This window comes from Halobacillus sp. Marseille-P3879 (genome assembly GCF_900240285.1).
Taxonomy (GTDB): domain Bacteria; phylum Bacillota; class Bacilli; order Bacillales; family Halobacillaceae; genus Halobacillus_A.
In genome coordinates, this window is record NZ_OESS01000002.1 from 413,770 (window position 1) to 428,189 (window position 14,420).

At 37.7% G+C, this 14,420-nt stretch carries 20 protein-coding genes; 12 read left to right on the forward strand and 8 right to left on the reverse strand.

The annotated features are described in order from the left end of the window. The first annotated feature begins 73 nt into the window (after nucleotides 1-73). The 4 genes from glp to C1A12_RS09855 all read left to right on the forward strand — a co-directional run bounded on the left by glp (nucleotide 74) and on the right by C1A12_RS09855 (nucleotide 4,322). Entirely contained in the window at nucleotides 74-1,351 is a 1,278-nt protein-coding gene (gene glp / locus C1A12_RS09840) for a gephyrin-like molybdotransferase Glp (RefSeq protein WP_101843705.1), read from the forward strand. A gap of 17 nt (nucleotides 1,352-1,368) precedes the next feature. After that, nucleotides 1,369-2,379 carry a GTP 3',8-cyclase MoaA gene (gene moaA, locus C1A12_RS09845; RefSeq protein ID WP_101843706.1) on the forward strand — a complete coding sequence of 337 codons (1,011 nt, stop codon included), beginning with the start codon at nucleotides 1,369-1,371 and terminating at the stop codon, nucleotides 2,377-2,379. 117 nt (nucleotides 2,380-2,496) lie between these two features. Further along, nucleotides 2,497-2,922: a YwpF-like family protein gene (locus tag C1A12_RS09850; protein WP_101843707.1), complete on the forward strand. Its 426-nt coding sequence runs from the start codon at nucleotides 2,497-2,499 to the stop codon at nucleotides 2,920-2,922. 38 nt (nucleotides 2,923-2,960) lie between these two features. After that, nucleotides 2,961-4,322 (forward strand): TrkH family potassium uptake protein, encoded by a 1,362-nt coding sequence (locus tag C1A12_RS09855; RefSeq protein ID WP_101843708.1) that lies wholly within the window; start codon nucleotides 2,961-2,963, stop codon nucleotides 4,320-4,322. Nucleotides 4,323-4,380: 58 nt separating this feature from the next. On the opposite strand, the gene C1A12_RS21385 is transcribed toward C1A12_RS09855, so the two are convergent. After that, nucleotides 4,381-4,530: a YjcZ family sporulation protein gene (locus C1A12_RS21385; protein ID WP_235001583.1), complete on the reverse strand. Its 150-nt coding sequence runs from the start codon at nucleotides 4,528-4,530 to the stop codon at nucleotides 4,381-4,383. 73 nt (nucleotides 4,531-4,603) lie between these two features. Further along, nucleotides 4,604-4,810: a hypothetical protein gene (locus C1A12_RS09865; RefSeq protein WP_101843709.1), complete on the reverse strand. Its 207-nt coding sequence runs from the start codon at nucleotides 4,808-4,810 to the stop codon at nucleotides 4,604-4,606. Between the two features lie 401 nt (nucleotides 4,811-5,211). Here C1A12_RS09865 and C1A12_RS09870 point away from each other — a divergent pair, with 401 nt between their 5' ends. Next, nucleotides 5,212-6,894: a diguanylate cyclase domain-containing protein gene (locus C1A12_RS09870; protein ID WP_101843710.1), complete on the forward strand. Its 1,683-nt coding sequence runs from the start codon at nucleotides 5,212-5,214 to the stop codon at nucleotides 6,892-6,894. 27 nt (nucleotides 6,895-6,921) lie between these two features. Here C1A12_RS09870 and C1A12_RS09875 read toward each other — a convergent pair whose 3' ends face one another. Then, complete coding sequence (locus C1A12_RS09875; RefSeq protein WP_101843711.1) at nucleotides 6,922-7,413, reverse strand: DoxX family membrane protein; 492 nt, start codon at nucleotides 7,411-7,413, stop codon at nucleotides 6,922-6,924. Nucleotides 7,414-8,003: 590 nt separating this feature from the next. Here C1A12_RS09875 and C1A12_RS09880 point away from each other — a divergent pair. The 3 genes from C1A12_RS09880 to C1A12_RS09890 are packed head-to-tail and all read left to right on the forward strand — an operon-like array spanning nucleotide 8,004 to nucleotide 8,661. Continuing rightward, entirely contained in the window at nucleotides 8,004-8,228 is a 225-nt protein-coding gene (locus C1A12_RS09880; protein WP_101843712.1) for a DUF1659 domain-containing protein, read from the forward strand. Between the two features lie 31 nt (nucleotides 8,229-8,259). Then, nucleotides 8,260-8,472 (forward strand): DUF2922 domain-containing protein, encoded by a 213-nt coding sequence (locus C1A12_RS09885; RefSeq protein WP_101843713.1) that lies wholly within the window; start codon nucleotides 8,260-8,262, stop codon nucleotides 8,470-8,472. A 57-nt stretch (nucleotides 8,473-8,529) separates the two neighbouring features. Beyond that, on the forward strand, nucleotides 8,530-8,661 hold the full coding sequence (locus C1A12_RS09890; RefSeq protein WP_101844853.1) for a YvrJ family protein: 132 nt from the start codon (nucleotides 8,530-8,532) through the stop codon (nucleotides 8,659-8,661). A gap of 37 nt (nucleotides 8,662-8,698) precedes the next feature. Here C1A12_RS09890 and lepB read toward each other — a convergent pair whose 3' ends face one another. Beyond that, on the reverse strand, nucleotides 8,699-9,220 hold the full coding sequence (lepB, locus tag C1A12_RS09895) for a signal peptidase I (protein WP_101843714.1): 522 nt from the start codon (nucleotides 9,218-9,220) through the stop codon (nucleotides 8,699-8,701). A gap of 118 nt (nucleotides 9,221-9,338) precedes the next feature. Further along, nucleotides 9,339-10,496 carry an aminotransferase A gene (locus C1A12_RS09900; RefSeq protein ID WP_101843715.1) on the reverse strand — a complete coding sequence of 386 codons (1,158 nt, stop codon included), beginning with the start codon at nucleotides 10,494-10,496 and terminating at the stop codon, nucleotides 9,339-9,341. A gap of 113 nt (nucleotides 10,497-10,609) precedes the next feature. Between C1A12_RS09900 and C1A12_RS09905 the strand changes: the two genes are divergently transcribed. The 4 genes from C1A12_RS09905 (at nucleotide 10,610) to C1A12_RS09920 (ending at nucleotide 12,721) form a co-directional block, all read left to right on the forward strand. After that, nucleotides 10,610-10,756, forward strand: coding sequence for an FbpB family small basic protein (locus C1A12_RS09905; RefSeq protein WP_373420438.1), 147 nt, complete (start codon nucleotides 10,610-10,612; stop codon nucleotides 10,754-10,756). 282 nt (nucleotides 10,757-11,038) lie between these two features. Further along, the gene (locus tag C1A12_RS09910) at nucleotides 11,039-11,428 is read left to right on the forward strand and encodes a hypothetical protein (protein WP_101843716.1); all 390 of its coding nucleotides are present in this window, start codon (nucleotides 11,039-11,041) and stop codon (nucleotides 11,426-11,428) included. Between the two features lie 52 nt (nucleotides 11,429-11,480). Next, the gene (locus tag C1A12_RS09915) at nucleotides 11,481-11,681 is read left to right on the forward strand and encodes a PLDc N-terminal domain-containing protein (RefSeq protein WP_235001584.1); all 201 of its coding nucleotides are present in this window, start codon (nucleotides 11,481-11,483) and stop codon (nucleotides 11,679-11,681) included. Between the two features lie 134 nt (nucleotides 11,682-11,815). Continuing rightward, nucleotides 11,816-12,721, forward strand: coding sequence for a chemotaxis protein (locus C1A12_RS09920; RefSeq protein WP_101843717.1), 906 nt, complete (start codon nucleotides 11,816-11,818; stop codon nucleotides 12,719-12,721). A gap of 30 nt (nucleotides 12,722-12,751) precedes the next feature. Here C1A12_RS09920 and C1A12_RS09925 read toward each other — a convergent pair whose 3' ends face one another. The 3 genes from C1A12_RS09925 to C1A12_RS09935 form a co-directional block, all read right to left on the reverse strand. Next, nucleotides 12,752-12,964, reverse strand: a complete 213-nt coding sequence (locus tag C1A12_RS09925) for a hypothetical protein (protein WP_101843718.1) — start codon at nucleotides 12,962-12,964, stop codon at nucleotides 12,752-12,754. 345 nt (nucleotides 12,965-13,309) lie between these two features. After that, a complete protein-coding gene (locus tag C1A12_RS09930) occupies nucleotides 13,310-13,777 on the reverse strand; it encodes a YkyB family protein (RefSeq protein WP_101843719.1) in 468 nt (155 codons plus the stop codon). 59 nt (nucleotides 13,778-13,836) lie between these two features. Further along, nucleotides 13,837-14,403, reverse strand: coding sequence for an SCO family protein (locus tag C1A12_RS09935; RefSeq protein WP_101843720.1), 567 nt, complete (start codon nucleotides 14,401-14,403; stop codon nucleotides 13,837-13,839). Nucleotides 14,404-14,420 lie beyond the last annotated feature (17 nt).

Consider the following 14,420-nt stretch of genomic DNA (forward strand, 5'->3'; position numbering starts at 1 on the left):
TTATCTTTGTAATTAACAAATATTTTCGTTATGGTTTTAAATAGAGAATTTATATACGAAAGAGGGAGTTAAGATGAATTTACATAGAAAGCCAATTCCCGTGACTCAAGCGATACAGCGTGTGATGGATTCATCACACGTACTGGAAACAGAAATAATTGATCTTGAGGAAGCGGATAACCGCATTTTAGCTGAAGATATAGTGGCAGCACATGCTATTCCGCCCTTTGACAAGTCCCCTTATGACGGGTTTGCTATTAGAGCGGAAGACACCTGCCATGCTTCAAAAGAAAACCCTGTTACCTTCAAAGTAATTGAAGAGATAGGTGCCGGTCACCGAGCGAGCCGCCCGATTAACAGCGGGGAAGCGGTTAGAATTATGACCGGCGCCGAAATACCGGAAGCAGCCAACTGTGTTGCTATGTTTGAAATCTGCCAATCATTTGAACAGGATGGCCAGGCTTACATGACAATTAAGCGAACAATGGAAAATGATCAGAATATTATTAAACGAGCTTCTGAAACTGCAGAAGGCACCCTGTTAACAGAGAAGGGAACTTTAGTTAACCCTGGTGTAAAAGCATTGCTTGCTACGTTTGGCTACGCAAATGTAGAGGTTTACAAGAAGCCTGTTGTGGGAGTGTTTGCAACGGGTACAGAATTGCTGGATATCGATCAGCCTCTGGAGCCGGGAAAGATTCGCAATTCCAATGCATATATGGTATTATCACAACTTAAAAGAAGTGGTGCAGAGGCAATTTATTTTGGTAAACTTGCCGATGATTTCGAAAGCAGTTATAAAGCAATAACTGAGGCTTTGAAGGAAGTTGATGTGTTAATTACTACAGGCGGTGTTTCAGTGGGAGACTATGATCTCATGCCTTTGATTTATGAGAAGTTAAATGCTGAAGTTTTGTTTAATAAAATCGCTATGAGGCCGGGAAGCGTAACTACAGCAGCTCGCATAGATGGTCAAATGCTGTTTGGTTTATCAGGAAACCCTTCAGCATGTTATGTTGGGTTTGAGCTTTATGCGTACCCCTATATACAGAAGTTGCTGAAAAAGGGTTCTCCTTATCACTCTGTAGTGGATGCTTATTTAGGAAGTGACTTCGGAAAACCTAATCCGTTTACTCGTTTTATAAGAGGTTTTCTCTCTTATGAAGGAGGAAATGTTGTGGTTTATCCGGCAGGTATGGATAAATCTGCAGTGGTTACCTCATTAGCGCGGACAAACGTGCTCATCGTTTTAAAGAGTGGGACAAGAGGGTATCGTAAAGGAGAGCAAGTTCAAGCCGTATTGCTTGAAGAAGATAGAGGCGCAAAGCACTTTGAGTTAAAGGGGAAGTAGAAAGGAGTAAGTGCTCCATGGTTGACTATGTACTAGATAAACACGATCGTCCGATGAAGGATTTACGCATTTCGGTCATTGATCAATGTAACTTTCGCTGTACCTATTGTATGCCTGCAGAGATATTTGGGAATGATTACCGATTTATGCCTGAGTCTGAACTTTTAAGTTTTGATGAAATTGTAAGACTGGTTAAAATATTTGCTCAGTTTGGTACAGAGAAGGTACGTATTACAGGGGGAGAACCCCTGATGAGAAAAAACATCGATCAGCTCGTAGGCCGGATTAAACAAGTGGAAGGAATAAAAGACGTAGCGATTACTACGAACGCTGTTTTCTTAGTCCGGCAGGCTGCCAAACTGAAAGAGGCCGGATTGGACCGGGTTAATATCAGCCTGGATGCAATTGAAGATGATGTTTTCAAAGAAACGAACGGCCGTGGAATTAAAACGAAGCCGGTTATTAAAGGGATAGAAGCCGCGAGGGCAGCTGGGCTCTCCATAAAAATAAATATGGTTGTAAAAAAAGGAATGAATGAGAGTCAGATTCTGCCAATGGCTCGTTATTTTAAAGAAACAGGTGATACACTTCGGTTTATTGAGTTTATGGATGTGGGCAACCATAATGGCTGGAATATGGATACGGTTGTGCCAAAGAAAGAAATCATTGATCAGATAAATGAAGAAATGCCTTTGGAACCCGTTGATCCTAATTATTATGGTGAAGTGGCCAACCGTTACAAATATAAAGATGGTTCTGGAGAGATAGGGGTTATCTCATCAGTTACTGATGCGTTTTGCAGTACGTGTACGAGAGTCAGACTATCAGCAGACGGTAATCTGTTCACTTGCCTATTTGCGTCAGTGGGGTATGACATTCGTTCGATGCTTCGCGATGGAGAAAGTGATGAAGCGATTATATCAAGATTGATCCAGATCTGGACGAAGCGAGATGATCAGTATTCTGTCGACAGGAAAAAGAGAAAACCGACGAAGAAAAAGATTGAAATGTCTTATATAGGAGGGTGAAGCAGCGAGCTCTTTTACTGGAGCTCGTTTTTTTATTATAGAAAAAATAAATCCTGCTTTGCTCTATTTGCTTACGTCCTCTATAATAATGATAGAATTCCAAACGGAGGTGCCATTGTGAAAACATTTAAGCTCGTTTCCCTTGATATTGTGGAAGAGAAAAATGAAGATATTACGCAGCGTCGTATTAAATTAAACGACGGATTGATTATTAACCGCGAAGATGATCGCGGGCGCTGGGTAATAGAAGCCTACGTTCATAATGAATATGAGAATTTTTTTCAGGAGATTTTAACCAACTCTGAAGAAGTGATGATTCAAGTAAAGATAACAAAGAGCAGTAACCGCCCGGCTACTTTTTTAGCAAAAGTAATTGATACAAATGTAATTGGAGAAGATATGAATGTGATCTTCATGGGCACGATGGTTGACCGCCGTCAAGAAAATATTGAGAAAATGTTAAAAAGCCTACTAGATGAAGGCTATCAAGGTGAAGAGCTGTTAGAAGAATTTAAGAGACGGGGAGAAGAAGCAGGAACTTAAACTTCGTCTTACATAATAGATAAAAGGAGCTTATATGTATGTTGTGGGTGAGAAAGCGAAAATGGAGGTGGATAAATGATTTATCCCCTTTCCAATTAATCGCACTATTCTATTTATTTGCAGTTACGATTTCATCCATCTTAATCGCTCTTCCCGTCGCCCACAGGCCCGGAGTAGAATTGTCTTTTATTGATATACTGTTTACGGCTGTAAGTGCAGTAAGTGTAACGGGACTTACTGCTGTTCCGACAGCTGAAACATTTAGTACTACAGGGTATTTTATCCTGGCTTTTGTGCTGCAGTTCGGTGGTATCGGTGTTATGACAGTGGGAACCATGATATGGCTTGTACTGGGTAAAAAAATCGGGTTAAGAGAAAGAAGATTAATTATGGCCGACCATAACCGTTCTTCCTTCCAGGGTATGGTGAGAATGGTTAAACAGATTGTCATCGTTGTATTAATTATTGAGTTCATTGGATTTCTAACATTGGGAACTTATTTTCTCCAGTACTACGAACCTGGAGAAGCTTACCTCCAGGGTTTTTTCGGTGCAATAAGTGCAATGACCAATGGAGGTTTTGACATAACCGGGGCATCTTTAGTTCCCTTTGAAAGTGATTATTTTGTCCAATTTATAAATATGATTCTAATTATAGCAGGGGCGATCGGATTTCCAGTGTTAATCGAGGTTAAGCAGTATTTGTTTAACAGCTATGACGTACGAACGATTCAGTTCTCGCTATTTGCCAAGTTAACTTCTTTTACTTTTTTTGCCCTGATTGTTTTTGGGGCGGTTATTATTGTTTTGTTAGAGTTTAATCATTTTTTTGCTGACAAAAACTGGCACGAAATCTTTTTCTATGCTTTATTCCAGTCTGTTACAACACGGAGTGGAGGGCTCTCCACAATGGATGTGAGTGAATTTGCTGAGCACACCCATATTTTTATGTCTTCTCTCATGTTTATAGGCGCTTCGCCAAGCAGTGTAGGGGGCGGTATCCGTACAACTACATTTGCATTGGTAGTAATTTTTATATTGACTTTCGCCCGTGGAGAAAACAACATTCGCGTGTTTCGACGTGAAATTCATCATGAAGATTTAAACAGAGCAGTTGTAGTAACGATTATGGCACTATTTACTGTATTCCTGTCTATTCTGGCGCTGTCCATCAGTGAAAAGTTTTCATTAAATGAAATTATCTTTGAAGTTTGCTCAGCGTTTGGAACAGTAGGTTTATCACTAGGCATTACTTCTGAACTTTCAAGCTTCGGCAAAGTGGTGTTAATGATCTTAATGTTTATTGGACGGATCGGAATATTAACTTTCTTGTTCAGTTTTCACAATGACAGAACGAAATCAAATTATCATTTTCCAAAAGAACGGATTCTCATTGGTTAATTAAAAAAAACCGCTGTCTCCTTAAAAAAGAGACAGCGGTTTTTTAATTCGTATTTAGTTAGCAGTAAAAAGCTGCACCTACGATGATTAGTAGAATGAACAACACAACGATCAACGCAAAGCTGCTGCCGGGTCTAGGGCATCTGCGTCCGTAACCGCCATAACCGCCGCCGTACGGGCTGTTTGCATAAGGACTGTTTTCGTACATCATCTCACCTCCTGAATGATTACCCTTCTAGCCTATGCGGGCAAATGGAGGAGGTATGGTTATATACCCATTTTTAGTCATATGAATTGATAAAAGAATAAATAGCGACGGTGACAATTTTACACGGGCAATTTAAACCGTGCTCGAGGTCGTGGTGGGTGAATTCGTTTTCTTCCTCTAGTTCATGGTGCCAGTGGTTTATATGTTCTTGTTTTAAGTTATTTAAATAAAGCGGTGCTCTTGTGTCTTCATAAAATGAAGAGATACGTTGATGATTCATTTTGTATTCCTCCTTACTGATAGCTTGCACAATTATAAATGAACTATGAATGGTTTACTTACATTAATCCCGTAAGGAGTTGAATTTAAGTGAAGGTGCTCGTACAAGAAATCAAGTCTCAGTATTATTTACTAAACTATAGGTAAAAAGAAGGGTTTTAAAAAAATTTTAAGTCATCATCTACAATTTCGTTAAATTAATTAGTTGAGTGTTATTCGATATTAGGTCATTCCGGAGGTTCTCGAGGTAAAAATAACCTATAGGTGTTATGGATAGCTTCATATAAAATCATTACATTTGTAGCACAAAATTGAAAAAATTTGTATAATAATAAATAGGAAGATTTTCTTACCTTACCTGGGTGAAAGTTAATATACGAATGTGTTGAAAGAAGGAATTCGATGACTCTATCCTTGAATTATTTAAATTTATCTCATATCCCACTTTTAAAAGAATTAGGAAGTTCAATGAGTGACAGTGTCTTCCTAATGAAGGTAAGTGACCAAAATTTCATTTATGATTATATGAATGAGGCAGGGTTTGAATTAGCACGTTTAAATCCGACAAGTCTGGGAAAGAGCCTGCAGGAATGTCTGCCCGAGAGTGAAGCTGCTTTTCTAACAGATCAATATTCTAAAGTTTTATTACTTCAACAAAAGATCTCCTATCACGATACCGTTGTATTTCCTAATGTACAATATTTAGCGGAAACCACATTATATCCCCTTTTTAACAATGGTTTAGAAGTCTCTTACGTCTTTGCAATAACTAAAAATATATCCATTCATACAATGAATTCACCTGAAGTCCGTCAATTAAATCGAATTTTTTCTTCTTATCTTGAAAACACTGAAGAAGCTTTTGCTTTATTTGACTTAAATTGGAACTTTCTCCGTATCAACGAATCCTTTTATCGACTTTTTGGCTATAAGAAATCGGAGATCTACAACTTGAATTGGTTCGACATACAGCCTAAATTAAAACTGCGATTTATGGAACTATATGAATTATTAAAACAAGGGGAAAAACTAAAACGGTTTGATCAAGACTTGGCTGGAAAGAATGGACAACAATTAATAGCGTCCATTGGTTTAACGGCAATCGCTGACGAGAATGGAGCCCTAATCAGGATTGTCATGACCCTGGAAGATATTACGGAAAAAATACATACAAAAAAACAGCTGGAAAAGTCTGAAGAAAGGTACAGGCTGATTGCTGATCACTCCCAGGACTTAATAAAGATTTTAACCAAAGACGGCTTTATCCAATACGCTTCTCCTTCCCATAAGCAGGTGCTGGGGTACCATCCAAAGGAGTTAAACGGGATTCATTACAGTGAATTTGTAGATGAGAGAGATTATAATACGATTGAAAGAAACTCAATCTCTCAATTGCAATTTTCCAAGGAACTCCGTTATGAAGTAAGACTTAAGAATAAAAACAACAAACCTTTATGGGTAGAAACCAGACTTACCCCTGTAAAAGACAATCAAGGACACTATAGAAAAGTGGTTGCTTCTAGCAGAGATATCACGAAGAGAAAGCTTGCTGAAGAACAACTAAAAAGAATGGCGTATACTGATTCATTGACAGGATTAACAAACCGGAGGGTTTTTGAGGATTCTTTAACACAGGCAGCTGAAAACAAATTAACAAGTAAATTTGCTCTTCTGTTTTTAGATGGAGATCAATTTAAAACTATTAATGATGAATATGGACATAATGTTGGAGATGAATTACTGATCATTATTGGCAGAAGGTTGAAACGCGCTGTGCGAGATGGGGATATTGTTGCCCGAATGGGGGGAGATGAATATGCGGTACTCTTAAAGAACATAAGTTCATCTCTTGATATTGAAGAAGTAGCAAAACGTATCATCAGCAACCTTCACCGTCCCTTTCTAATTCAGGGCAGGACATTTTCATTCACTTGCAGTATAGGAATTAGCGTTTTTCCTGAAGATGCGGTTAAAATAACGCAAATAAAGAAAAAGGCAGATCTTGCTTTATACGAAGCAAAGAAGAAGGGGAAGAGTCAGCATGTATTTTATTCTTCATTAAAATCTAAAAACCAGCATCGCTGAATGCTATGCTGGTTTTATTATTTCAATCTAGGCTGCTTTTGTTAAAAGAAGTTGCGATTTCTTTTTTAAGAAACGATGAGCAAATGGATCCAAACCAATACGTCCTGCATTAAGTCCGGCAGCTAGGATGAGAGCTCCAAGGATTGCCATTTCTGGGTTGGTACTTATGGTCCCGCTTAATAAGAAAGACATGTTCATGATTATACCAAAGAAGGCAGCGGTCTTCGTTAACAATCCAATAACAAGTGCTAATCCTACTAACACTTCGCCCCACATGACAAGAAAACTGAACAGTCCACTGTAAGGTAAAGCAAATGTCTCTAAAAAAGCAGCCCACCATCCTTGAACTACCGCTTCTTCACCTTGAGCATTGGCTATTGCACCCTGAAGATAACCCGACGCATCAAATTCTCCTGTCACTTTGCCAAATCCTGCAGTTAACCAGGTGTAACCGAGATAAAGTCGAATCCCTAATAAAATAATTGCACCACTTACATGTTCCGTAAACCATTGTTTCATAACCAATTCCCTCCTTTGGGTTGTTCAATGTTTCACAATCTTTTTACAGTTTTATAATAATATAATTTTGAAAAAAAAGGAATATATTGTTCAACAATTCACAATGTGTTCAATATCATATGTCTAAATTGTGAACAATGAAATGATTGATAACAATTAATACGTGTATAAGCGGTGCGGGACATGATATGATATAAATATAAATGACTGCATTTTTATATAATGCTTACCAGGTTTATCGTTGATGAGGGGGTGAAGGTATGACGGAGATTATTATGTTTTTAGTCTGTCTCGTTGTTCTTTTAGGGTTTATTGGCTTTTGTATTTTTGATCGCGGATAAACTTACACATATTACATGAAAAACTAATACATGATACGAAAAAACGGGACCAAAACGGTTCCGTTTTTAATTTTAACAGAGGAAGTTTAAGCAGCAACAAACAAGTTATATTGTCATCTTCAGGTAAAAACTGCACCTTCTAAATTACAGCAACATGGATGCTCCAAAATGAATAATAATAAAAGTTATAATTTATAGACACCTCCTGGCTGCTTATTTCGATTATAGAAGTGAAAGGAGGTGATTTACATGGCAGTAACAGCCGATATGGTTAACTCTCAGCTGCAACTGGTGTTTGAAAACGGAACAGATGATGAAGGGAATGTCAAGTATCGTCGTAAGTCTTTCAACAATGTAAAGATGGAAGCTACTGAAGATCAATTGTATAGAGTAGCAGTATCTATCGAATCTTTACAACAAAACCTATTGTCCACGATTGAAAGAAATGACCGCTCTGTTTTAGTAGATCTTTAAAATACCATAAGGAAATAAGGGAGGGGAGCCTATGAAGAAACTTGAATTAAAATTTTTAAATGAAGAAGAAAAGATCGTAACTGTATCGATTGATGATCCTGTCGAACCTGTAAATGAAGCAGATGTTAATGCAGCAATGGATGCAATCATTGAAGAGAATTGTTTCTTTTCAAGCGGGGGAGATCTTATTACTAAGAAAGAGGCTCGAATTGTAGAGCGCAATGTAACATCGATTCAACTATAATCCAGAAAAGCCGCTATTAAAATTATAGCGGCTTTTTCTAAAAAGAGGTGATTGAAAATAGAAAACTGGCTGCCGATTGTTACAGATCTAGGGTTTCCTGTTGCGGTGACATTTTACTTACTTCACCGTATTGAAGGTAAGTTAGATATACTCATCGATGCCCTTCATCAATTTTCTCAACGAACATAAAAAGACGTCCCATGCCTGATAAGTCAGGATGGGACGTCTATTTGGTCAAGCTTATTTCAGTAAAAGGATATATAATAAGTTCAGTACGACCAATAATTTCCTCTTCGCTAACAAACCCTAAGCCATTTCGGCTGTCTTTACTTACAGATCGGTTATCTCCCATGACGAAATATCTTCCTTCAGGCACTTCAACTGGACCGAAGTCTCTCGTTCCAGCCAATGATTGGTCACTCAAATAACTTTGCTCCTGGGGCTGTTCATTAACGTACAACTGGTTTTCTTTAAATTCTATTGTATCTCCTGGCTGGCCGATTACTCGTTTGACATAGTTTTTGGTAGGCTTTTCAATAATTACAATATCCCCATGATCAGGTTCATCTATATAATATATGATTTTATTAAACATGACTCTTTCTCCGCTTTCCAATGTAGGGTTCATGCTCGCTCCCTCAACAATCGAAGTAGCAAAGAAAAAGGTACGTAAAACAAAAGCAAGCACAATCGCAATAGCAATTGCTTTTATCCACTCTAACCATTCTCTTTTTGTTTGCTCAGACAATCTCACTCTTCCTCTCTTACAAAGCCATAGTAATCCAATGGTTACGTATCTATTTTACCATAAGAATATGGATTCCTTTGCAGAAGATGTTTGTTTGTCATTAAAATTTAATTAATTTTTACAAATTATTAGTGTTTAAATATTGTTCCAGCCGATCTAAACCTTTTTTAAGGGTTTCTTTACTATAGGCGTAAGAAAGTCGGACATATCCTTCTCCGTAAATAGAGAAAGCACTTCCCGGTACCAGTGCCACGCCGGCTTTCTCTACTAATTCAACGGCAGTTTCAAAGGTGGAGCTGCCAGAAGGAATCCTGGGGAAAATGTAAAAGGCTCCATCTGGAATAACATACTCTAATCCCATTCTATCCAACCTTTTCATAACATATTCCCGTCTTTCACCATAAGATTGCTTCATCACAGCTGGATCATAACGGCCGTTTTGGATGGCTTCGAGAGCTGCATATTGACTTGGTGTAGCAGCACAGGAAACATTGTATTGATGAACCTTAAGAATTTGACCAGCCAGCCATTGCGGTGCAAGTAAATATCCAATTCTAAATCCAGTCATAGAATGAGATTTTGATACACCATTAATGACGATGACATGATCACGCACTTCAGAAAATGAAGCAATAGACGTATGAGAGTCATCGTAGACTAATTCACTGTATATTTCATCAGCAATCATAAAGATTTGATGATTTAACAGAACTTGTGAGATGTCACTCAGCTCACTTTCTGTTAAGGATACTCCAGTTGGGTTAGATGGGTAAGGAGTAATCACACATTTGGTTTTCTCAGTTATCGCATCTTCCAGCAAATCCGCAGTAAGTTTAAATTGGTTATTACTTGTGTCGACATATTTGACTGTGGCTCCAGCCAATTTAATTAAGGGTTCATACCCAGGATAAATGGGACCAGGGAGAATGACCTCATCTCCAGGTTCAATTATAGTTCTTAGGGTGATATCAATGGCCTGAGAAGCCCCCACCGTCACAATAATTTCATCGGCAGGATCATAGTCCAGGCAGAAACTCTCTTTTACATAGCAACTGATGGCTCTTCTCAGTTCTATAATCCCGGCATTATGGGTATAGGTCGTACGGTCGTTATTTAATGCATTAATCGCAGCTTCTTTGACATGGCCGGGGGTAGCAAAGTCCGGCTGACCAATTGTTAAGGACACAACATCGTCATATTTACTAATCATATTAAAAAACTGACGAATTCCGGAAATTTCAATATCTGATAATGTAGTGTTAATTTTATTCTTCATAAAGAGTGCCTCCATATTTGTTAACAAAATGTTCAAACAATTTTGATTTATCTTATAAATATTTTTGTTACAATGAAAATGTAATTGAAGTTGCGAAAGAAAGGAGTTTGATCATGAGGACCAACCGAATCTCATTTGAAGAGCTCGTCGATCAAAATAAACAAAAACTTTTAAATGACCAACAGGCACTGGATAAAATCGATGAGCATTTAGATGAAAAAAGAGTGAACAATAGTGACCAAAATAAAATGATAAACTGATCATATCATAAAGAAAAAGCAGTCGCATTCGTGGCTGCTTTTTCTTTATGATATGATCGGATAAGGCCTGTTTTATCTTGTCAATTAATCGTTGAATGATTATTGATAGAAACACAAATTAACTTATGGATGGAGAAGGATATGTAGGTCTTAGAGTAGAAAATGCAAAAAACATCAGTGTTTAGGTAGTGAAGATCAAGAGTCAGATAAGATAAGAGTTAAGTATAAATAAATCAAAGGCCGTCTACAATGAGAAGTAAGTGATAAGAAGGGGAGTTTAACTTGATTAACTTTTCAATTGTAGATATTGTATCAAGTTGGTTTGATGAGGATTTACTACAAATATTTGGCTTAGACCCATGGTATTTGCTTTTTGGGCTGGTTTTCCTCCTAATGACAGGTATGATGTGGGTTGTTAAAGCTGTGGTCGAGTGGATGACCGTAAAGAATTGGATTACACTGCTTAGCTATATCAACTGCATACTTATTGGTTTTCTTATCCTCCAAACTGTAGATCATTCCTTTTCTGCCACTCAGTCCAGTGTGCTGCCTGTTTACTATTGGTCGGTGAGCTTATTAGCCATTAGTGCGTATGGTCTTCTCCTCGTAATGGTAAGAAGTATTCGGACAATGGCAAGACTTATAAGAAAAAAATCAAAAAAAGCGGCATAACAGCGAAACTTCTTAACAATCCTTCTCGTATTACATAGAGGAGGTGGATGAGTTGGAAATTGGATTGATTTTTCTAATTTTTATATTATTTGGGCTTGCCCTGTTTATATTTAATATTATTACGAGTGTATGGGCTTATCGTGATTCGAAACGTAAAGGAAACAGCCAGGTATTTACCTTAGTAGTCCTGCTTGGGACGTTATTCTTCCCGGTAGTCGGATTAATTGTCTATTTAATTATTCGTAATGATTAAGCGGTCTGCAAAAGCAGATCGTTTTTTTGTGACAAAAGACCTGTTTATGTATTGTTTTGTGATTCTAAGGTACTATGAAGGTTGAGTTTGTGGTATTGTCAAATGTGTAAAAGTGTTGAAAGGGAGAGACATACATGAATAAGGATCAAGGTATATTATTAGAGAGTGGAACAAACGAGCTGGAAATAGTAGAATTTAGTATTGGTGAAAATCGTTTTGGCATTAACGTAATTAAAGTAAAAGAAATTCTTAATCCTTCTGCCGTCACCAAGATACCACACTCTCACTCCTCAGTAGAGGGCATAATTGAAATCAGAGGCGACGTAGTACCTGTTTTGAATGTAGCTCATGCGTTAGGGTTTGAGAAGTCTGATAATCCAGATCAAGATAAGTTTATATTAGCGGAATTTAATCAGACTAAAATTGTATTTCATGTACATACTGTTACTCAAATTCATCGGATTTCATGGGAATCTATTGAAAAACCGGGTAAAATGTATCAAGGGCTTGATACTCAAATTACAGGAGTAATTAAAAAAGATGAAGATATGCTGCTGCTTCTGGACTTCGAAAAGATTGTGGCCGATATTAATCCTGAATCAAGCGTACATGCTGAGCAGATTCAGGAACTGGGAGAAAGAGAAAGGTCAAATAAAAACATTTTAATCGCAGAAGATTCTCCCCTTTTGAGAAGTTTGCTTCAGGAGACTTTAGAGGAAGCAGGCTATGTACATACAAACTGTTTTGAGGATGGAAAAGAAGCGTATGAGCATTTATTGAACTTAGCTCATGAAGGAAAAGAAATTTTAAAAGAATATCAGCTCATTATCACAGATATTGAAATGCCACAGATGGATGGGCACCACTTTACAAAGCTTGTAAAAGAACATAATCAGTTACAGGATCTGCCTGTCATCATTTTTTCCTCTTTAATTACAGGGGATTTGAAACATAAAGGAGAAAAAGTAGGAGCCGATGCTCAAATCTCTAAACCAGAGATAGTTAATCTGATTCAAACAATTGATCATCATATTAAATAAAAGAAGGGGCGGGATACTCCAGCCCTTCTTTTATTTGTGTTTTTCCAATCTTTTAAACAATGTATCATGCCATTGGTAAACTTTCTTTGAAATCTCTTCAGGACTGTTTCCATCAGGATGAGCTTCGAGGATCATATTTTTCTCAGCGTCAGTTAAGTGTTCGTACGATGACCTCATCTCAGTAGTATATTCCATGTAACGTTTTAAGTGAAACAGAAAATCATCCATTGCATTCATCGTCATACCATCACCCTCCTATGAACTTACATACCTTTTTAATGATTCTTTAAAACATAAGAGAGGTGGGGACAAAACTGAATAAAGATAAATAATCCGAACGATTTTATTGAAATCAGTACGGATTATTATGTGCCAAGAAAGGTATTTTACCATCGCTTAGTCAAAACATTTCGCTTTTTTCGTGGGCCTATAGCTCTTTCGACAAAGCAAAGAGCGTTTTCCAGCACCATCTTTCGGCTTGGGCAGTTTCCACAGGAGTCTTGAGCGTTTTGACTGCGCTAACGGTCTGCGTTTGTATGATTCAATTTTTACTGTTCGTTCTTTCATTACTGGACTTATGTCCCAGCCTCATTTACGTTTATGACGCTGATTCCATGGGGTGATATTCCGCTGACCTAGAAACGATGGGGAGGAGTGATAAGAAGCGGGTGTAGTTCTATCTTTTGTAGGTTGATCCCAGTCTAAGTAATCATAAAGAATCCGTTTGGCCTTAGATAAAGACAGCTTAGGTTTAGGATTGCGGTAAGCCTGGTCAACGGACCCTAAATGCTTCAGATGATCAAAGTCTTTTTTCTCAGCAGGTATATGGAAATAATAACCTCCCACTTCAATAAGCAAAGTCGAATGTTGTTTACTATATTTCGGGTGTTCTGAAAAATGAAGTCCGACCTTTCTTGCTTTATTTTCTTTAAGCAGCTTAGAAATCGCCTGCTTTTTAATATCATATAAATGCTTAGGCTGAGGAGCTGTTTTTGCATGACGATTAACGATGAACAAAGATTCAGCTAATTCCTGGTCCGTGATCTCTGAGCGCATATATGTCCTCCTTTCAATTATCTTCCATCCTATAAGAAATAGGGATTAATTGCAAAAAATTACTGGATTTTCTTTAAATCTTCTACAATGTTTTTCATTTCTTCAGCTTTCGTACCGTCATAGCTCTTTACTACAGTTCCATCTGAGTTAACGAGAAAAAAGTTTGTGCCATGAGCCATTTGATCTGAGTCTTCTAATTGGTTAAGGGGAGATCGAAATGATTTTATCGATAGTTCCTTTATCTCTTGAAAATCATACCCTGTCATAAAATCCCATGTTTCAAAATCAACATTATATTGGTCAGCAAATTCTTTTAACTTCTCTGGTGTATCATATTCAGGATCAACGGAAAACGAAACAAGAGAAGTGTGTAAATCATTCTCTTTTAATTGTTGCTGTAATCTTGACATGTTGCTGGTCATAGGAGGACAGACAGTATCACATCTCGTAAATATAAAGCTGGCCACCCAATACTCACCTTCATAATGATCAGGAAACGTAATGGTTTCTCCGGATTGATTGACGCCCTGGAAATCTTCTACGTCTCGTGACATCGTTTCTTCAATAGGAGAGCTGCACGCTGTTAATACAATAGTTATAGATAGAAGTAAAAGAGTTTGTTTCATAGTATCCCCACCTTACC